This window comes from Mycobacterium sp., assembly GCF_035697385.1.
Taxonomy (GTDB): Bacteria; Actinomycetota; Actinomycetes; order Mycobacteriales; family Mycobacteriaceae; genus Mycobacterium.
This window is the reverse complement of the sequence record NZ_DASSCY010000268.1, coordinates 19,184-37,219: the sequence shown is the minus strand read 5'-3', so window position 1 is coordinate 37,219 and position 18,036 is coordinate 19,184. Positions and strand designations below refer to the sequence as shown.

Here is an 18,036-nt window from a genome sequence, read left to right as displayed (position 1 = left end):
ACTGTCCCGTCACACCCGGCTCGGTCAACGCGTGTCAGTGTTGGTCAGCTCTTTGACTTGCTTGTCGAGGTGGTCCCACAGGTACTGCGGGACTTTCTTGAGCCCGCGCTCGCTGTCGAGGACCGCGGTGAGCACGTCGCCCAAGCGTCCCAGCGCACCTGCACCCGACGTCTGCGGAGCGACGTCTCGCAGGGTGCGCAGGATCAGTTCGGCTCCATCCAATCTTCCCCAGAGGTAATCATTTTCGCGAGCCTTCCGGTCCAGGAAGGCGCCGAAGTGATGTAGCGGAATGCCCTGCAGCTTGGGGACCTCATTGCCGTGCTCGTCGACCGCCGTGAGGGCGCGGGCCTCAAGCGGACTGAACTGCGATACCCCGATCGGTGTGAACTGAGGCAGCTCAGTCAATGTGATCGTCGGAAATATCATGCCGTCCCACAGCGGGAAGCCGAGGTAGCGGCTGAGCAATTCCTGCTCGGCCTCCTCGTTGGTCCAAGTGGCGGTGCCCTTCCGAAACTCTTCCCAGAGGCGAGCACTGTCGTTTCCCAGTACGCCGGCCAAGGCGACGCGGTACGCATCGAACAGCGCGTCGAACTCTGACCTACGTTGGAGGGCGAAGTCCTCGGGCTTGTCGAGCATCGTCTTATTGTCGAAGTCAGAGAGGAACTCCACTTTCTCCTGTGGGAGGGCCTGCACGACGTTCTTCGTCTTGACCCGAAGGCCGGTGAGAATCCCCCACGCTTGCGTCTTCAGAGAATCCAATGACTCCCGCGGCGGAGGAGCTCCGCGGTTGGGGCCGTCCTTGGGGTACAGATCGTTGATTCCGGCGATGATGAACATCAACCGCCGCTCGCGATAGGGCACATCGGTCGCCCGCAATTCTTCGCTTAGCGCGTCTCCGCCGTCAATCCAATCCGCCGTCCGCTGAGCCCACGCCAACATGGCGGCGCGGCCGAAGCTCGCTCGCCCGGACTTGTGGGGGAACCCGAAGCGGAAGGCCAGCTCGACCGCTAGGCGGCGGGCGGTGGCCTCGAACTTCAGCCGCTGGTAGGTCTGCCATGCAGGCCCGAGGGCGAGTTCTGCCCGCTTGTGCAACTTGTCCGACAGTTCCTGCACGTCGTCGTTGCCGCCGAGCGCGGCTTTGATTTCTGTGAGCGTCTCCGCCGTCGCCGCGCGCTGGGATTCTGCACTCCCTCTCGGAACCGTCGCACCGACATGAGGCGTCATCGCTTTTCGCGCCTCGGCGATCTGCATCTGGACGTAGTTCATCTGGCGATCCGCGATGGCGGCGACTTCGGCGATGCGCCAATTCATGTCGCGAAGCTTCAGCAGATCCAGCACTATCGGGTGGCTGCCGCGAACCCCCGACACAGCCCACAGATCCGGCAGCCAGCGCCGGTCCTGTGAAACCGTCTGATTGGCCATCTCATCGAGTCTGCGACCCGGATCGGGTTGGATGTAGACCAGTCGGCGGTATACCTGCGTTTCGGCGGACCGCCGACCAATCGCATCGATTACGACGTCAAACGGAGCGTTGTTGAGCACACCGCCGTCGACGAATACCGCGCTCTCCGCTCGCTCGGGGTCGGGATAGTCGTAGCGAAACACGTTGGTGTGCAACGCCAGATGCGGCTCTCTGGTCTCGGCTTGGAAGGACTTCTGGCCGATGGGAGCGAATGCGCCTGGGAAACTCGCCGTTGCTCGTCCGGCGAAAGCCAGGGTGGCTGTGTATTCAGGTCCGAAGTGGGTGAGGTCGCCGGGTTCACCATGAAATTCGAATACTTGCGCGCTATATGCATCGCGCTGACTCGCACCGCCGGCCCCAGAGGGAACCAGCACCTCGAATCCGGTCAAATCGGTGGCGGTGACGAAGAGTTGGAGCTTCCCGTCCGAGCGCAACAGGCCGGATGTGTCGGGGTTTTGGTCCATATCCCTCAACGCGCTGAGAAGCAACTCTGACATCCGTTCGCCACGCAGAGGTGAGCGTGGCTTGAACAGGTTGGCGAGCTGTGCCACGAGGTCCATGGCGACTTGGGCGTGCAGGCCGGCGAACGACGGAGCGCGTAACAATTTGCGGAAATCGCCCTCTTCGATCCATATCTTTGTCAGCGGTTCCAGGTCCGCGTCCTGGGCGAGCGCCTTGCTGAGGGCAACACCGTTTATGCCGCCCGCCGAGGCGCCGCCGATGATGTCGATGCTCACATCGACCCTTCGGCCAGCGGCAGCGAGGTCCTTTAATGCCTCGAAGTACACCGCCTCGGAGCCGCCGCGGAACGGATTCTCTGCTGGGTGTTCGTTGAATCTGCGCGAGGCGCGAATCAGTTTGTGCAGTTCCTTAGTGACGCCGTGCATGTACACAGCCAACGAGACGCCGCCGTAACACACGAGCGCCAAGCGCAATTCGGCTTCATTGTCGTTTTTCATTTGGCCCCCTCGTCCCCGGGCTAGCAAACCGGCCGACAAGGACGTGAGTTTAATCTTGGGCCGAATGCAATTTGCGGGTTTTGAACCTGCGGTCGACAACCAATTGCGCAGTTTGACGTGCACCGGTCCGTGTCGTTGGACCGCCGACAAGAAGAAGGTTATCCACAGGTGGTCACGCGAGTTCGACCATCACCGGTGCGTGGTCGCTGGGTGCCTTGCCTTTGCGTTCCTCGCGCACGATTTCTGCGTGGGTCACACGCTCTGCCAGCGCAGGGGAGCCGAGGATGAAGTCGATGCGCATGCCGCGGTTCTTCGGGAACCGCAGCTGGGTGTAGTCCCAGTAGGTGAAGACCGCAGGACCCGGAGTGAAAGGCCTTACCAAGTCACTGAATTGGCTATCGACAATCGCGTTGAACGCCGCGCGCTCGGGTGGGGTGACATGGGTGCTGTGCTGATAGAACTCCACGCTCCACACGTCTTCGTCGGTGGGTGCGATGTTCCAGTCGCCGACCAACGCGATCTGCGCAGACGGATCGTCTGCCAACCACTTGCGCGCTGCTTCGTGCAGCGCCGCAAGCCATTCCAGCTTGTACTGATAGTGCGGCGAGCCGACGAATCGACCGTTCGGCACATAGAGGCTCCACACCCGCACGCCGTTGCACGTCGCGCCCAAAGCCCGCGCCTCCGCAGCGGCTTCCACTTCCGGCTTGTCGCTCCACGTCGGCTGGCCGTCGAAGCCGACCTGCACGTCGTCGAACCCGACACGCGACGCGATCGCCACGCCGTTCCATTGATTGAATCCGCAGTGCACCACCTCGTAGCCCGCCGCAAGAAACGGCATCGCCGGGAACTGCTCGTCAGAACACTTGGTCTCCTGCATGGCCAGCACGTCGACATCGCCACGCTCCAGCCAGTCCACGACGCGGTCCACCCTGGCGCGGATGGAGTTGACGTTCCACGTGGCGAGCCGCATGGCTACAGGCTACGAGCATCGATGTAGCGGCTCCGGTGCTGAGTACTGAAGCCCATCGACTCGTACAGCGCGATCGCCGCGGCGTTGTCGACCAGAACCTGCACATACGCGCGCGTCGCACCGCGCCCCAAACCCCACCCCAGCAATGCCGCGCAGAGCGTTCGGGCATGGCCGCGGCGGCGTTGGCCCTCGGTCACTCGCACTGCCGAGATGCCCACCCATCGGGTGCCGTCGGGTGCATCCGTCACCGCCGCGCGTCCCACTGCCGCACCGGAAATCGACGCGAACGTCACCTCGCCGTCGACGACGGCCGTCAGCACGTCGACGGGAACGTCACGCTCATACAGTCGCAGCCACTGCGTATCGGGCTGCGCGATCAGCGTCACCGTCGAATCTGGTTCGCCCGTCGGCGGATCGCCGACCATCACCACCGTTTCGAGATGCGGCTCGACACCACTGGGCAACCGCAACAGCCGATCCGGAACCGATAGCCACGGCGTCAAGCCGCGCGATGCGTACCACTCGACGATCGAGGGCAGCGTCCCAAGGTCGGCCTCGACACCAAGCGGCACAGCCGAATTGCCGCGATGCGTATGCCCACCGGCGGCCCGCAGCAGCCACCCGTCGAGCCACTGATGCTCGACGCCTGGCCACGCCAACGCGGCGGCGTGCTCCGTCGCCCGGATCTGGGACGTCCGCACCGGTGCTGCCGCAAGGGCTTTGATCGCGACGACATCGGCCGCGGCGATCTCTACTATGTCATCGCGTTTGGTGCGCACCCGAAGCGTCGGGCCGACGTCCAACAGGTGCCCGATCACATCCGTCAGCGGCGGCACCGATCCGGCCGGCAGCCGGTAGCGCAGACTCACCCGGGTGCCGACGGCAGGCAATTGCATCAGTGGCCGAACGGGTCGGGATCCTTGCCCGGCGTCCAGCTCAGGCCGGGGACTCCCCAGCCGTTCGACTTCACCGCCCGCTTTGCGCTGCGGGCGTGCCGGCCGACAAGCCGGTCCAGGTAAAGGAACCCGTCCAGATGACCGGTCTCGTGCTGCAGCATTCGCGCGAACAGCCCGGTGCCTTCCAGCGTGATGGCGGTGCCGTCGGCATCGAGGCCGGTCACCCGGGCCCAGTCCGCCCGGCCGGTCGGGAACGATTCGCCGGGCACCGACAGGCAGCCTTCGTCATCGTCGTCGGGGTCCGGCATGGTCTCGGGCACCTCGGAGGTCTCGAGTACCGGGTTGATGATGACTCCGCGCCGCCGGGTGGTTCGTCCGCGTGCGTCGGCGCAGTCGTAGACGAAGACTCGCTTGGAGACGCCGATCTGATTGGCGGCCAACCCCACCCCGTTGGCGGCGTCCATCGTGTCGTACAGGTCCTGGATCAAGTCCGCGAGATCATCAGGCAGCGAACCGTCGTCGCCGACGGGTATCGGCTCGGTCTCGGTGCGCAAGACGGGATCTCCTACGATGCGGATGGGTACGACAGCCACGGGGGAGAGCTTAAGTCGGCAATCCTTGTCACCCGACTCGCGGGTGTAGCTGACGCCTCAGCTTCGAAACCCGTGGTTGAATGAGCCGCGAAACACAGCAATGTCATTTCGAGTGTTGGAAGGGCCCAGAAGCGAGATGGACGGCGCGATTGCGAGGAATGAGCAATCCGGGGATGATCTTGATCCCCGCGATGGGCTGACCCGGCGCGAACACGACATCTTGGCATTCGAGCGCCAGTGGTGGAAGTACGCCGGCTCCAAGGAAGACGCCATCAAGGAATTGTTCTCGATGTCGGCCACCCGGTATTACCAGGTGCTGAACGCGCTTGTCGACCGGCCTGAGGCGCTGGTAGCGGACCCGATGCTGGTCAAGCGACTGCGGCGGCTGCGGGCCAGTCGGCAAAAGGCCCGGGCGGCGCGCCGGCTCGGCTTCGACCTCACCTGACCTTTTCGGGCGTAGGCCCCTGGCTCGATACAGTGGGCGGTAATGAACCAGCGAAATTCCTCCGGGCTGCCTCTGCGCGCCATGGTCATGGTGCTGCTGTTTTTGGGCGTGGTGTTTCTGTTGGTCGGATTCCAGGCAATGGGCTCGGGCGACGACTCCGCCGATGATCAGTCGCCGATCGCCACAACCACCGTCAGCACCAGCTCCGCGACGCCGACGCCGTCGCCGTCGGCGGAAGCGGCCAGGGCTGATGTGCGGGTGTTCAACATCTCGGAGACTCAAGGTGCCGCGGAAGGCACCGCCAACCGGTTGCGTGAGGCCGGCTGGAACGTCACCGAGACGGGCAACCTGACCTTGCCGGACGTGACAGCCACCACGGTGTATTTCAGTGACGCCCCCGGCGAGCGAGAGGCCGCCGAGGAAGTGGGCAGGCTGATCGAGGCGCCGGTGGAGCCGCGGGTCCCCGGGTTGGCCGAGCAACCGCCAGGCGTAGTCGTGGTGGTCACCGGTTAGGCTTCTGCACATGCTCAAGACCGTCGCCGCTGCGTCCTTGTTCGCTGTCCCCGTTCTCGCCATGAGTGCGTGTAGTCCCAATGAGCCGGTGGCGACGCAGCCCGGCACCACGCCCGCGATCTGGACCGGCTCGCCGTCACCGTCGGCATCGCCCGGCGGCGGCGAGCACGGAGGCGAGGCCCAGGGCGGACACGGCGGCAGTGAAGCCGCAAGTGGTGAGAAGCTCACCGCCCAGCTGAAAATGGCCGACGGCACCACGGTGGCCACTGCAGATATCGAATTCGCCAACGGGTACGCCACCGTCACCGTGAAGACCACCGCGGCCGGCGAGCTGACGCCGGGATTCCACGGCCTGCATATCCACTCGGTCGGCAAATGCGAGGCCAACTCGGTCGCCCCGACCGGCGGTGCGCCCGCTGACTTCAACTCCGCCGGTGGACATTTCCAGGTCCCCGGCCACGCCGGACATCCCGCCAGCGGCGACCTGACCTCCCTGCAGGTTCGTGAGGACGGCTCGGCTCAGCTGGTGACGACGACGAACGCCTTCACCGCAGAGGAACTGCTCGCCGGCGCGAAGACGGCGATCATCATCCACGAGAAGGCGGACAACTTCGCCAACATTCCGCCTGAGCGCTACCAGCAGGTGAACGGCAACCCGCCGCCAGACGAAACCACTCTGGCGACCGGCGATGCCGGAAAGCGCGTGGCCTGCGGTGTTATCGGCACCGGTTAGCAGCCACATCGACTTCGCCGGGTCACCCCGGCCGACCGTTGGTGTCGAATGGGAGTTCGCCCTCGTCGACACCGAAACTCGCGACCTGAGCAATGAGGCCGCCGCGGTCATCTTGGAACTCGGCGAGAACAACCCCCGAGTGCACAAGGAACTGCTGCGCAACACCGTCGAGATCGTCACCGGTGTCTGCGATTCCGTGCCGCAGGCGATGGGCGATCTGCGGTCGACACTGGGTACTGCGCGCAAGATCGTGCGGGACCGAGGGATGGAACTGTTCTGCGCCGGAACACATCCGTTCGCGCAATGGTCGTCGCAGAAGCTGACCGACGCGCCGCGCTACGCCGAATTGATCAAGCGCACGCAGTGGTGGGGTCGGCAGATGCTGATCTGGGGTGTGCATGTGCACGTGGGCATCTCGTCGGCGCACAAGGTGATGCCGATCATCACGTCGTTGCTAAACCACTACCCGCATCTGCTTGCGTTGTCAGCGTCCTCGCCGTTCTGGGCGGGGGAGGACACCGGCTATGCGAGCAACCGGGCGATGATGTTTCAGCAGTTGCCGACGGCAGGTCTGCCGTTTCACTTCCAGACATGGGCGGAGTTCGAACGCTTCGTCTACGACCAGAAGAAGACCGGCATCATCGACCACATGAACGAAATCCGTTGGGATATCCGGCCGTCGCCGCATCTGGGCACTGTGGAAGTCCGGATATTCGACGGCGTCTCCAACATTCGCGAACTGAGCTCGCTGGTCGCGTTGACGCACTGCCTGATTGCGGACCTGGACCGGCGTCTCGATGCCGGCGAGCGGCTTCCAAGCATGCCGCCGTGGCACGTGCAGGAAAACAAATGGCGCGCAGCGCGTTACGGCCTTGACGCGGTGATCATCCTGGACGCTGAAAGCAACGAACGTCTTGTCACCGAGGATCTGGACGAGCTGTTGAATCGCTTGGAGCCGGTGGCGAAGTCGCTGTCCTGTGTCGACGAACTGGCCGGCGTCGCCGACATCTATCGGTTGGGCGCGTCGTACCAACGGCAGCGCCGCGTCGCCGAAGAACACGACGGCGATCTGCGGTCGGTGGTCGACGCGCTCGTCGGAGAGCTGGACATCTAGTCGTGGCCGTCACGCCGATGTTCCCGCTCGAGGTGTCGATGCTGCCGGGCGAGGAACTGCCGTTGCGAATCTTCGAGCCGCGGTACTCCGCACTGGTTTCGGACTGTTTGGCCGCAGAGGACCCGGCGTTCGGTGTGGTGTTGATCGCGGCGGGCCGCGAGGTCGGTGGCGGGGACACGCGCAGTGACGTCGGGGCGCTCGCCCACATCACCGAGTGCGCCGATTTCGGCGTCGGACGTTATCGCCTGCGCTGTGTGATGGGCGAGCGGATACGGGTGCTCGAATGGCAACCCGACGATCCGTACCCGCGGGCCACGATCGAACACTGGCCCGACGAGCCCGGTGCAGTTGATGTCGACGCGATCCGAGATGTCGAGGACCGGATGATCGCGCTGTTCGAGCGCATCGCCGCCGCGCGAGGTACGGAGGTCGACGGGCGCGACATCGTGGTCGGAGCGGACGCGTCAGGTGACGCCGCGATGTGGTTGTACGCGTTGGCTTCCCGGCTCCCGATGGGGCAGGCGGATAGGTACGCGGTACTTTCCGCGCCGACCGTGGCGGCGAGACTCGCGGCGCTGAGCGACGCTGTCGATACCGTCACGGCGATGGTCGAGTTTCAGCTGTCGGAGTAGCTTTCGTCGCCGAAACGGAGCTTATGCAGGAGATTTCGGCCTTGGGTTTTGGGGGTGGCCCGAGTTACTCCGGTGCGAACTGCTCGTTGCATAGCCGCTCGAGTGCGCGGCCGTCGCTGAGTTCGTCGCGGTTCTCGGGATGTTTCCAGTAGTGGCGGACCATCCAATACAGTGCTCCAAAGTTGGTTTCATAGCGGTCGGCGTTGGGCACGATGATCGGTTTGGCGTCCTTCAACACGAAGACGACCGGATTGCGGGTCCGTCGATCGGCTTTGTCGGAGATGTCGACGATGTCGTCCCAGCGGGCGGTGCGGGTTCGAAAAATGTCGGCGTGCTCGACTTCGTCCGGGCCGATTCGCAGGTAGGCGCGACCGCGACGCCTGAGCATCGCAACCAATCCGGTCACAGACAGGACCAGCAGAGTGATCATCAAGTACCTGGTGACAGTCGCTCGCCCCGGGGTCGTCAACGGCAACTCGTCCAGTCCTCGCAAAATTAACGCGAGGTAGCACGCCGAGCCGATTGCGGCACCGACCAACGTGACTCCCCAGCACCAGAGGATAAATGGGTTGATGCGCACCGTCGTTCCGCTGTCACCTGACCCGGCATAGTGCGTCGGAGCGGCGTACCAAGTGATGGCCAAAGTGGCAAGGAATCCGGAGAACGTCACTGTCATTCCACCGGCGGTGAGAGCAGCTAGGGCGGAGCCACGCTGCAACGCGATCACCGTTTGAGCGAGGCTGTACACAACCCCGCCCGCGAGAATCAGCACCCCGAACTTCGCCATCGCGGAAAGCCTGGCGTCCCAGTTGGGTGGTGGAGGCAGTGCGTCTATGGGCCGCACAGCACCTCACCGACTTTGGTTCCCACGGACTTCATCCACTCGCCGGCGGCGATCGAACCGATGACGGCACCCGCAGGAGCTGTGCCAGGAGCGGGAATAAGGCCGCCCACAAATGCGCCTCCCGCCGCACCCGCTGCGTTCCCGGCGAGCCCGAAGGTGCCGGCGAACACCGAGACGCACTTGTCGGCGGGTGTCGGCGCTGCGAGAAAGTCATACATCGATGACATGACGCCCAGTGCGGGACCGCCATATTTAGCGCCGACCCCCACCTTATCCACTGCGTCCATTGAAAGCATCGGGATCTTGCCGCCGCGATCGATGTGCGTTTCCAAACCCGTCAACACATCGCCAACGCGGTCAGGAATGGTCTGCACCAGTAGCGGGCTATCCGGTGGGAGAACGCCATATCGGCCGTCAGACAAGGTGAACGCTCCACTTCGCACGCCTTCGGGTGTTTCGTCGATGACGTATTGCGTCCCGTCCGCCCAGTCCATGATTGTCTTCTTGTAGCCGCTGGGCGTGCTCGTCGAGGTGGTCCACGAGATCAGATTGCCGTCGGCGTCATAGTGACCCTCGGTGATCATTGTGTCGGTAATGCGGTTGTGAGGGTTGGGCGCGTATTCGGTGACGACATGCTTGCTTCCGTCTTGCATGATGAGGGTCTTCTCGAAGTTACCGTCTTCGTTGTACCTCGAGGTTGTCTCCCGGACCGTCGTGGCCATCTCCTCACCGCGGACCGTCGCTTGCTGCACCAGCCCCAGGGCGTCCCGGGGATTGGGCACCTCGTCCGCCGGCCGCTGCGCACCGGGAACCATCATGCCGGGCAGGCCACCGGGGACAGGGGCGACGAAGCCAAACGGCTTTGCCGCTGCCATCACCTTGTCAGCTGTGCTGGTATCGGCGTCACCGACCGCCACCAAGAGCGCGTTGATGACGGCCTGCTCGATCGCGACCCGATTCATCAGCTGGTCGATCTGCTCGGCTGTCTGAGATCCCGAATCGATCAACACCACCCAACCCTCCGAAACATTCAGCGGCCCCGCGTCGACCTGATCGGCCTTGTCCAGCAGGGCTTTTCGGGCGGCGCCGATGGTGCTGGCACCCTCGCTGAGGACGTTACCGATCGCGGCGGTGTAGTCGCTGAACGCGGTCGTTGTCTTGTGCGCGCGGTCGAACATCCCGGATGCCGCCTCGTGTCCCTCGCCGGACCACGCTTTCGTCTCCGGCATGATCTTGATGTTGCTGTTGATCGTGTCCACGGCCCGTTCGACGGATTCACCGGCGGTCTTGACGGCCGGGCCGGTGTACGCCAGCGAGTCGGGGTTCCAGCCTTCAAGCCGGGAACGTGACGGGAGCACGGTTCTAGAAGATCCCCTTGAAGCTTCCCGCAAGCGCCTCGTCGGTGACCTCGTAGGTGTTGGCCGCGCCGCGTACTGCCTGGCCCATCTTGGTGACGTTCGCCGCGATGGCGTTGGCCTGCTCGGTGACATGCCCACCGACCAGTCGCGCCGCCCACTGTGTGGTGGACCCGGGCAGACCATCGGCCGCGGTGCTCACCTTGTTACCGGCGTCGGCTTCACGGATCGTCGACGACGCCGTATCCACCTGACCGGCGAAGGCCCGCAGGATCTCGGGATCAACCAGCATGCACTTGAAGTTACCTGATACAGGCGACCCAACCTGACGGCAATTTGCCTGCGCCCTAACAGGTCAGCTTGCCCTCGACGAACACGGTGCGCGGCGATGCATCGTCGGCCTGCCCTGGTGAACACCGGCCGTATCGCGTCATCAGTTCGGCCGCTCCGAATGACGTGACGTCCCAGCCATGCTCCGCCAGCCAATCGGCCATGTCGGTGCGCTCCTCGATGAACCACAGATCCTCTGTATCCGGGATCTCGTCATCGTCGGTGCCCGCGGCCTCCCTCATCTTCCGCAACTGTTCGCGACGACTGGCCAGATAGTCGGAGTCGAAGAAGTCGGCGCCGAACGCCTCGACTGCGATGCGGCTGCCGTTGACGCTGTGTTGATGTATCCGCTCGAACAATAGGTCCTGGCCGTCGGCGGGCAGATACGGAAGCAACCCCTCGGCCGCCCAGGCTGTCGGCTCAGCTGCATCAAAACCCGCCTCGCGCAATGCCTTCGGCCAGTCCTGTCTGAGGTCCGCATGCACGGCGACGTAGCGCGCGACAGTCGGCTTGGCGTCGTGACGAGCCAGCGTCTCGGTCTTGAACTCCAACACCTTCGGCTGGTCGATCTCATAGAGCACAGTGCCGCCCAACCACGGTAACCGCCAACCCCTGGCGTCCAGGCCAGCGGCGAGGATGACGGCCTGCTCGATGCCGTTGGCGCCCGCCGCAATGAAGAACTCGTCGAACCACTTCGTGCGCGACGCGGCGTAGCCTGAGATCGCCCGGATCCGCTCACGCATGTACTCAGGCGGAAGCCGCCATCCGCGCTCGATGGCCGCATCGACGAACAGCTGCGCGTAGGGGTCGGTGAACAGCGGGCAGTCTGACGTCGTCTCCTCCGACCGCGCCCACGCCACGCCCAGCGCGGTCGCACCCACGCCTTCGGTGATGTCCCAGCTGTCGCCGTCAGTCCTGACCATTGCCCCGGGTTTCCCCGTTTTCGGCGACCTCAAGCATTTCGTCCCTGGTCAGCAGGTCATCGCGAATGTTCTGCTCCCGGTAGGCCAGTTGGCCGACGCGGTTTGCCACCACCGGAGCGGTGATCAACGTGAACAAGCCCGTCAGAATGACCATGCCCACATCCGCATTGCCGCGTAGCCGGATCGCTGCGCCGACCAACACCAGCAGCAGACCCAGCACCTGCGGCTTGGTCGCCGCATGCATCCGCGTCAAGGTGTCCGGAAAACGGACCACACCGATCGCGGCGGTGAGCGCGAGAGTCGAGCCGCCGAGCACCAGCACGCCAGTGACGACGTCGAGTGCGGTCATCTCAATCTCCCTGCGGCGCCGGGCTTGTCGATGTCGGGCACGCGGAACCGCGCGACGCTGACCGAGCCGACGAAGCTGATCAGTGCCAGCGCGGTCAGGCCGTACGTCACGGTGGTGTCCAAGCTGAATGCCGCCCACGTGCCGATCGCACACATCGTCACCGCGACAAGGGTGTCCAGTGCGACGAGCCGGTCGAGCGTGCTTGGCCCGGCCAGCAGCCGGAACATCGTGATGACGGCCGCGGCGGTCAACATCACCGCGGCGATGATCCATACGACAGTCACTGGGTCTCCTCTCGAGCCGCCGGACGCCAGTCCTTCTGCCTCTCGAACGTCTTCACCAGAAGTCGCTCGACATCGGCGACCTGTCGATAGAAGCGGTTCATGCCGCGTTCGGAGCCGACGTCGATCACATGCATGTACAGCATCCGGCGGGACTGGTCGATCTCCAGCACGATGGATCCCGGAATGAGGTTGAAGATGGTGACCGCGAGTGCCAGGACGAGATCCGACTTCACCGCCAGGTGGGCTCGCAACACCGCGGACAGCGGAGGTGGGCCCGGCTTGACCGCCAGCCACGCCACCTGCACCGACGACAGCACCAAGTAATACGTGACGGTGCCGATCAGGCGCAGCAGCGACAGCGGATGAACCCTGCCTTCGACCGGCACCGCAGGCAGCGGCAACAGCACCGTGATCACCAGCGCGATCGCCAGGCCGGACAGGATGTTGGCCGCAGAAATGCTGCCCCACAACAGAATCCACACCATGATCAGCCAGCACAGAACCCAGGCCCGCAGCGCGTAGCGTCTCATCTGCGGTCCGTTCTTCGCGCGAGCGCTCATCATCGCGGACCCACCACGGCAGTGATGTACTGACTGCGGTCGAGCACCTCGTCGGCGGCACGACCGCTGAACGAGAAGATCGGCCCGGCCATGATGGTCAGCGTCAACCCCACCGCGATGAGTGCGCCCGTCGGCAACAGCATCCCGACCGGCATCCTGCCAACGTCGTCACGGTGAACCAGTTCGATCTCCTCCGAGTCGTCCAACAGCGCACTAGGCGACCCCGCCGCCAGATGACCTTCCGGCGCGTCTTCGCGGGAGCGCCAGAACGCCTTGGTCCAGACCCTGGCCACCACGTACAGCGTCAACAGGCTGGTGACCACGCCGCCACCCACCAACAGCCATGCCAGCACAGAGCCGTTCTGGGCGCCGGCCTCGAGCAGCGCCACCTTGCCGATGAACCCCGAGAACGGCGGAATACCACCCAGATTGAGCGCGGGCACCACGAATACGAACGCCAGCAGCGGGCTCGCGGCGGCCAGCCCGCCCAGCCGCTGCATCGTCGACGCGCCCGCCTGACGCTCGATGAGGCCGACCACCAGGAACAGCGTCGTCTGCACCACGATGTGGTGCGCCACATAGTAAATCGCGCCCGACATTCCGAGCTCATTTGACAGCGCGATCCCGAACACCATGTACCCGATGTGGCTGACCAGCGTGAAGGACAACAACCTTTTGATGTCGCTCTGCGCGATCGCCCCTAAGATGCCAACCACCATCGTCAACAGCGCGGCAACAAGCAGCAGCGGGTCAAGGCCCCCGCTGGGGAACAACAGCGAGTGCGCCCGGATGATCGCGTACACACCGACTTTCGTCAGTAGGCCGGCGAACACGGCGGTGACGGGCGCAGGCGCGGTGGGGTAGGAATCGGGCAGCCAGGTCGACAGCGGAAAGACGGCCGCCTTGATGCCGAAGCCGACCAACAGCACGGCGAACAATGCGGTGCGGGTGCCCGCTGTCACGTCGTCCAGCCGCACCGCGAGCTCGGCCATGTTCAGTGTTCCGGTCGCCGCGTAGACCAGGGCGATGCCGAACAAGAACACCATCGACGACACCATCGACACCATCACGTAGGCAATTCCGGCGCGCACCCGCTCCCGGCTGGCACCGATCGTCAACAGCACGAAGCTCGCGGAGAGCAGCACCTCGAACCCGACGAACAGATTGAACAGGTCGCCCGCGAGGAACGCCGTACACACGCCAGCAGACAGCACGAGATAGGTGGGTAAGAAGATCGACACCGGCTGGTTGACATCGCCGTCGCGGATACCCTGCCCGATCGCGTAAACGACCACCGCCAGCAGCACGATCGACGACACCACCAGCATCAGCGCCGAGAGCCGGTCCACCACCAACGTGATTCCCAGCGGCCCCATGCCGGGCACCGTCTGACCCCAACCCCCGACATGCAGTGCCAGCGTGCCGTCGCGATCGGAGAGATAGAGCAGCGCAGCGCACACCGCCACCACGACGGACAGTGCGGCCAGCGCGATCGCCCGCTGCAGCCGCGCCCTGCGACCGGCGAACAATGTCAGCGCGGCCGCGAGTGTCGGGATCAGCACCGGCAGTGGCGTCAATACGGAAGCTGTGCTCATGCGCGATCCGCCTTCGCTTCTCGCTTGGCCGTCATCGCGAACCCTCCAGTCCCGGCAGCGCGTCCAGTTCGTCGGGCAGGTCGGTGTCGCGCGCGGGCTCGGGCCGCGGTCGGTCCTCGTCGAGCGCGCCGGCTTCCTTGCCCGACATCCGCGAGACTCTGGTGTCTTCGGGGTCGTCGCTGACTTCCTCCTCGGTGGTCAACCGGTAGGACCGGTAGGCCAGGGCCAGCACGAACGCCGCGATGCCCATGCTGATGACGATCGCCGTCAGAATCATGCCCTGCGCCAACGGATCTGCGGTGGTGGTCTCGCCGTTGCTGGTGCGGCCGCGGACCGGCGGATTGCCCGACGGGCTGCCGACGGTCAGGATCAGCAGGTTGATCGCGTTGCCGACCAGCAACAGGCCCAACAACATTCGGGTCATGTTGCGCTCGAGCAGCAGGTACACGCCCGCGCTGGTGAGTCCGCCGATGAGGACCAACGGAACCAGGTAGGTGGTCATCGCGCCGCCACCGCCTCGCTCATCTCGACGTCGACGCGGGCACCCAGGCTACGCAGCACGTCGAGCACCAGCCCTACGACGATCAAGTACACACCGAGATCGAAGAACAGCGCAGTGACGAACTTGACCGTGCCCAGCACGGGCACGTCGATTTCGATCAACGCCGACGACAACACCGGCGCACCCAGCAGCAGCGACCCGACCGCGGTGCCCGCGGACAATCCAAGGCCGACGCCGAGGATCTTGCCCGCGTCCAGCGGCAGCGTCTCGCCAAGTTCGTAACGCCCGCCGGCAAGATAGCGCAACACCAACGCCAGACCCGCGGTCAACCCACCGGCGAAGCCGCCGCCGGGAGTGTTGTGCCCGGCGAAGAAGAAGTAGGCCGACAACACCATGATCAGCGGGAAGATCATCCGGGTGGCCACCTCGAGAACCAGCGAGCGGTACTTTGGGTCGCGCACTTGGCTGCCCCGCAGCCAAGTGATATCGCCGGCCGCAGGGCTGTTGTCGGCGCTCGCGTATAGGCGCCCGATGTCGGGCTGGCCCGCGTCGGAAACCCGTGGGGCGGCCCCGAAACGCCTGTGCCGGAACACCATTGACGCCACCCCTGTGGCCGCCACCAGCAACACCGAGATTTCACCCATGGTGTCCCATGCCCGGATGTCGACGAGCAGCACGTTGACGGTGTTGGCGCCGTGTCCGCGGAAATACGCTGCGTCGGGCAGTAATTCGGCAATCGGGCGAGTGGTGCGCGCGGCCATCGCGAACGCGGCCAGCGTGGTGACCGTAGCGCCCACCGAGAGCGCCAGCACGGCGCGTGGAAGCCGGTACCGCTTGATGTTCGCGCTGTCGGCCTCGGCGGGCAGAGTTCGCAGCACCAGCACGAAGATCACCAGCGTCAGCGTCTCCACCAGGAACTGGGTCAGCGCAAGATCGGGTGCGCCGTGGAACGCGAATATCGCGCCGCAGCCATAGCCGGTCACCCCGACCAGCAGCACCGCGGCAAGGCGGTTGCGCATCGCCGTGGCGCCGACCGCGGCGGCGAGAATCAGCAGCCCGACCACCACCTGCAACGGCGAATCCCACAGCGCGAATTCGGGGCGATCACGGGCGCCGAGCGCCAAAACCACCAGCGGCACCAGCACCAACGTGGACAGGATCACCGCTTGCGTCGCGGGGACCGATCCGCGCTGAGTGACGGCGGTGAGTCGCACGGACATCAGGTCGGCGCCGCGCAGGGCGGCATCGTAGATGCGGTCGGCGTTGCCCAGCGGCGCTCGCAGTGTTCGCAATCGCCTCAGCCGTGCTCGGCCGAAGAATGCCGCCACGCCGATGGCAAGGACGAGCGCGGACAGCAGCAGCGGCGCGCCCAGCCCGTGCCAAAGCGCCAGGTGATACTCGTCGCCCTCGCCGGGCACCGTGTCGGCGTACGCGTCGAGCGCGCCGTCGAGCGGGGTCGGCCACAATCCAAACAGCAGACCGGCCGCGGCCAGGATTGCCGGGGCGGCAAGGAAAGTGGCAGGCGGCTGGTGCATTTCTGACACCCGCCTGCTCGGCCCGGGTAATCCCTTGCGGCCGAAGGCACCCCATAGGAACCGCAGGCTGTAGATGGTGGTGAACACCGAACTCAGGACGATGCCCGCGAGCACCCATGGTGCCCACGCGCCAAGCGCGGGGCTGTGCATCACCGTTTCGAGGTCGGCCTCTTTGGCGACGAAGCCGAGGAAGGGAGGCAGTGCCGCCATGCTGGCGGTCGCGGCTACGGCGATGACCAGCAGCGGCCTGCTGCGCGGGCCGAGCCAGGCCAGCCGCCGGATGTCACGAGTTCCGGTGGCGTGGTCGATGACGCCGACGACCATGAAAAGCGCGGCCTTGAACATCGCGTGAGCGCATAGCAGCGCCAGCCCGGCCAGCATCATGTCCCCGCCGCCGGTTCCGACCATCACGGTGATCAACCCGAGTTGGCTCACGGTTCCGAACGCCAGGATCAGCTTCAGGTCGTACTCCCGCACCGCGCGCCAGCCGGCCAGCAGCATGGTCAGCACACCCAGGCTGATCACCATCGGCCGCCACGGCGGCAGGTCGGCGAATCCTGGCGTCATCCTGGCGACGAGGTACACACCGGCTTTGACCATCGCGGCGGCGTGCAGGTACGCGCTGACCGGTGTCGGCGCCGCCATCGCGCCGGGCAGCCAGAAGTGCATCGGCACTATCGCCGACTTGGCTAGCGCACCGATGAGCACCAGCACCACGGCGATCGACGCGGCCGTGCCCGTCGGTGGCGAAGCGATCAGCTCGGACAACCGGTAGGTGCCGGCCATGTTGCCGAGCACGATGATGCCCACCAGCATCGCCAGCCCGCCGAACGTCGTCACCAGAAGCGCCTGCGTGGCGGCGCGCCGGCTGCTGGCGCGCTCTGCATAGTGACCCACCAGCAGGAACGACAGCACCGTGGTGAGCTCCCAGAACACGTACAGCACCAGCATGTTGTCGCTGACCACGAGCCCGAACATCGCACCGGAGAACGCGACCAACTCGGCGGCGAAACTCGGAAGCCGCTTCTCGGCATGCCCGTCGTGATGGTGGAAGTAGTCGGCGCAGTAGAAGAGCACCAGGGCGCCGATCGCCAGGACGAGAACGCTCATGATCGCGGCGAGCGCGTCGAACCGCAGGTTGATGTCCATCGACAGTTCCGGCAGCCACTCGAGGTTGGCTGTCGGCGCGTGGCCATCCCGCGGCCAGTTCAGCGCAACCCAGATCAGCGAACCCAGCGGCACCAAAGCCAGCGGGTAGAACGCCATCCGGCCCCAGCGGTAGACGAGCAGGGGAGCCAACGCGGTAGCGACCGCGTGGGCAACCAGGATGGCGAGCATGGCACTCCGGATCTCGTCGGGTCGGCGATGGGCTCTTGGGCGAAGAGCAGATAACGGGGTGTCAGCCTTATTGGGCTTTGGATTAAACCCAGTCTACGGAC

The 18,036-nt window shown here is 65.0% G+C and carries 19 protein-coding genes; 5 read left to right on the top strand and 14 right to left on the bottom strand.

Annotation, left to right across the window (positions count from 1 at the left end):
* Positions 1-24: 24 nt before the first annotated feature.
* From VFH65_RS22645 to VFH65_RS22630, 4 genes are all read right to left on the bottom strand, one after another.
* Positions 25-2,421: a patatin-like protein gene (locus VFH65_RS22645; protein ID WP_353324417.1), complete on the bottom strand. Its 2,397-nt coding sequence runs from the start codon at positions 2,419-2,421 to the stop codon at positions 25-27.
* Positions 2,422-2,593: 172 nt separating this feature from the next.
* Entirely contained in the window at positions 2,594-3,394 is an 801-nt protein-coding gene (locus VFH65_RS22640; RefSeq protein ID WP_353324415.1) for an exodeoxyribonuclease III, read from the bottom strand.
* 2 nt (positions 3,395-3,396) lie between these two features.
* Positions 3,397-4,290 carry an N-acetylglutamate synthase, CG3035 family gene (locus VFH65_RS22635; RefSeq protein ID WP_353324413.1) on the bottom strand — a complete coding sequence of 298 codons (894 nt, stop codon included), beginning with the start codon at positions 4,288-4,290 and terminating at the stop codon, positions 3,397-3,399.
* Positions 4,290-4,883, bottom strand: a complete 594-nt coding sequence (locus tag VFH65_RS22630; RefSeq protein ID WP_353324411.1) for a peptide deformylase — start codon at positions 4,881-4,883, stop codon at positions 4,290-4,292. The genes VFH65_RS22635 and VFH65_RS22630 overlap by 1 nt, the downstream gene beginning before the upstream one ends.
* Before the next feature lie 136 nt (positions 4,884-5,019).
* Between VFH65_RS22630 and VFH65_RS22625 the strand changes: the two genes are divergently transcribed.
* Genes VFH65_RS22625 through VFH65_RS22605 form a run of 5 tightly spaced genes read left to right on the top strand, consistent with a single transcriptional unit; the run spans position 5,020 to position 8,320 of the window.
* On the top strand, positions 5,020-5,328 hold the full coding sequence (locus VFH65_RS22625; RefSeq protein WP_353324409.1) for a DUF3263 domain-containing protein: 309 nt from the start codon (positions 5,020-5,022) through the stop codon (positions 5,326-5,328).
* A 42-nt stretch (positions 5,329-5,370) separates the two neighbouring features.
* Positions 5,371-5,841 carry a LytR C-terminal domain-containing protein gene (locus tag VFH65_RS22620; protein WP_353324408.1) on the top strand — a complete coding sequence of 157 codons (471 nt, stop codon included), beginning with the start codon at positions 5,371-5,373 and terminating at the stop codon, positions 5,839-5,841.
* Positions 5,842-5,851: 10 nt separating this feature from the next.
* Positions 5,852-6,574 carry a superoxide dismutase[Cu-Zn] gene (gene sodC / locus VFH65_RS22615; protein WP_353324407.1) on the top strand — a complete coding sequence of 241 codons (723 nt, stop codon included), beginning with the start codon at positions 5,852-5,854 and terminating at the stop codon, positions 6,572-6,574.
* On the top strand, positions 6,531-7,688 hold the full coding sequence (locus VFH65_RS22610; protein ID WP_353324405.1) for a glutamate--cysteine ligase: 1,158 nt from the start codon (positions 6,531-6,533) through the stop codon (positions 7,686-7,688). Before sodC ends, VFH65_RS22610 begins: the two co-directional genes overlap by 44 nt.
* A gap of 17 nt (positions 7,689-7,705) precedes the next feature.
* The gene (locus VFH65_RS22605; RefSeq protein ID WP_414688487.1) at positions 7,706-8,320 is read left to right on the top strand and encodes an LON peptidase substrate-binding domain-containing protein; all 615 of its coding nucleotides are present in this window, start codon (positions 7,706-7,708) and stop codon (positions 8,318-8,320) included.
* Positions 8,321-8,384: 64 nt separating this feature from the next.
* On the opposite strand, the gene VFH65_RS22600 is transcribed toward VFH65_RS22605, so the two are convergent.
* Genes VFH65_RS22600 through VFH65_RS22555 form a run of 10 tightly spaced genes read right to left on the bottom strand, consistent with a single transcriptional unit; the run spans position 8,385 to position 17,935 of the window.
* Positions 8,385-9,164, bottom strand: coding sequence for a PH domain-containing protein (locus VFH65_RS22600; RefSeq protein WP_353324402.1), 780 nt, complete (start codon positions 9,162-9,164; stop codon positions 8,385-8,387).
* Positions 9,152-10,522 carry a WXG100 family type VII secretion target gene (locus tag VFH65_RS22595; RefSeq protein ID WP_353324401.1) on the bottom strand — a complete coding sequence of 457 codons (1,371 nt, stop codon included), beginning with the start codon at positions 10,520-10,522 and terminating at the stop codon, positions 9,152-9,154. The genes VFH65_RS22600 and VFH65_RS22595 overlap by 13 nt, the downstream gene beginning before the upstream one ends.
* A 4-nt stretch (positions 10,523-10,526) precedes the next feature.
* Positions 10,527-10,811, bottom strand: coding sequence for a type VII secretion target (locus tag VFH65_RS22590; RefSeq protein ID WP_353324399.1), 285 nt, complete (start codon positions 10,809-10,811; stop codon positions 10,527-10,529).
* A gap of 55 nt (positions 10,812-10,866) precedes the next feature.
* The gene (locus VFH65_RS22585) at positions 10,867-11,772 is read right to left on the bottom strand and encodes an SAM-dependent methyltransferase (RefSeq protein ID WP_353324398.1); all 906 of its coding nucleotides are present in this window, start codon (positions 11,770-11,772) and stop codon (positions 10,867-10,869) included.
* A complete protein-coding gene (mnhG, locus tag VFH65_RS22580) occupies positions 11,759-12,121 on the bottom strand; it encodes a monovalent cation/H(+) antiporter subunit G (protein ID WP_353324396.1) in 363 nt (120 codons plus the stop codon). The genes VFH65_RS22585 and mnhG overlap by 14 nt, the downstream gene beginning before the upstream one ends.
* Entirely contained in the window at positions 12,118-12,405 is a 288-nt protein-coding gene (locus VFH65_RS22575) for a monovalent cation/H+ antiporter complex subunit F (RefSeq protein ID WP_353324394.1), read from the bottom strand. The genes mnhG and VFH65_RS22575 overlap by 4 nt, the downstream gene beginning before the upstream one ends.
* A complete protein-coding gene (locus VFH65_RS22570) occupies positions 12,402-12,935 on the bottom strand; it encodes a Na+/H+ antiporter subunit E (protein WP_353324392.1) in 534 nt (177 codons plus the stop codon). The genes VFH65_RS22575 and VFH65_RS22570 overlap by 4 nt, the downstream gene beginning before the upstream one ends.
* A gap of 29 nt (positions 12,936-12,964) precedes the next feature.
* Positions 12,965-14,560 carry a Na+/H+ antiporter subunit D gene (locus tag VFH65_RS22565; RefSeq protein ID WP_353324390.1) on the bottom strand — a complete coding sequence of 532 codons (1,596 nt, stop codon included), beginning with the start codon at positions 14,558-14,560 and terminating at the stop codon, positions 12,965-12,967.
* Positions 14,561-14,591: 31 nt separating this feature from the next.
* Complete coding sequence (locus tag VFH65_RS22560) at positions 14,592-15,062, bottom strand: Na(+)/H(+) antiporter subunit C (RefSeq protein WP_353324389.1); 471 nt, start codon at positions 15,060-15,062, stop codon at positions 14,592-14,594.
* Entirely contained in the window at positions 15,059-17,935 is a 2,877-nt protein-coding gene (locus tag VFH65_RS22555) for a Na+/H+ antiporter subunit A (RefSeq protein WP_353324387.1), read from the bottom strand. The genes VFH65_RS22560 and VFH65_RS22555 overlap by 4 nt, the downstream gene beginning before the upstream one ends.
* Between the last annotated feature and the right edge of the window lie 101 nt (positions 17,936-18,036).

Coding starts and splice junctions, on each gene's coding strand:
- VFH65_RS22610 (WP_353324405.1), top strand. CDS start 6,531: ATGCCGGAAAGCGCGTGGCCTGCGGTGTTATCGGCACCGGTTAGCAGC.
- VFH65_RS22560 (WP_353324389.1), bottom strand. CDS start 15,062: ATGACCACCTACCTGGTTCCGTTGGTCCTCATCGGCGGACTCACCAGC.
- VFH65_RS22570 (WP_353324392.1), bottom strand. CDS start 12,935: ATGAGACGCTACGCGCTGCGGGCCTGGGTTCTGTGCTGGCTGATCATG.
- VFH65_RS22645 (WP_353324417.1), bottom strand. CDS start 2,421: ATGAAAAACGACAATGAAGCCGAATTGCGCTTGGCGCTCGTGTGTTAC.
- mnhG (WP_353324396.1), bottom strand. CDS start 12,121: ATGACCGCACTCGACGTCGTCACTGGCGTGCTGGTGCTCGGCGGCTCG.
- VFH65_RS22565 (WP_353324390.1), bottom strand. CDS start 14,560: ATGAGCACAGCTTCCGTATTGACGCCACTGCCGGTGCTGATCCCGACA.
- VFH65_RS22555 (WP_353324387.1), bottom strand. CDS start 17,935: ATGCTCGCCATCCTGGTTGCCCACGCGGTCGCTACCGCGTTGGCTCCC.
- VFH65_RS22620 (WP_353324408.1), top strand. CDS start 5,371: ATGAACCAGCGAAATTCCTCCGGGCTGCCTCTGCGCGCCATGGTCATG.
- VFH65_RS22590 (WP_353324399.1), bottom strand. CDS start 10,811: ATGCTGGTTGATCCCGAGATCCTGCGGGCCTTCGCCGGTCAGGTGGAT.
- VFH65_RS22640 (WP_353324415.1), bottom strand. CDS start 3,394: ATGCGGCTCGCCACGTGGAACGTCAACTCCATCCGCGCCAGGGTGGAC.
- VFH65_RS22625 (WP_353324409.1), top strand. CDS start 5,020: ATGGACGGCGCGATTGCGAGGAATGAGCAATCCGGGGATGATCTTGAT.
- VFH65_RS22605 (WP_414688487.1), top strand. CDS start 7,706: ATGTTCCCGCTCGAGGTGTCGATGCTGCCGGGCGAGGAACTGCCGTTG.
- VFH65_RS22635 (WP_353324413.1), bottom strand. CDS start 4,290: ATGCAATTGCCTGCCGTCGGCACCCGGGTGAGTCTGCGCTACCGGCTG.
- sodC (WP_353324407.1), top strand. CDS start 5,852: ATGCTCAAGACCGTCGCCGCTGCGTCCTTGTTCGCTGTCCCCGTTCTC.
- VFH65_RS22585 (WP_353324398.1), bottom strand. CDS start 11,772: ATGGTCAGGACTGACGGCGACAGCTGGGACATCACCGAAGGCGTGGGT.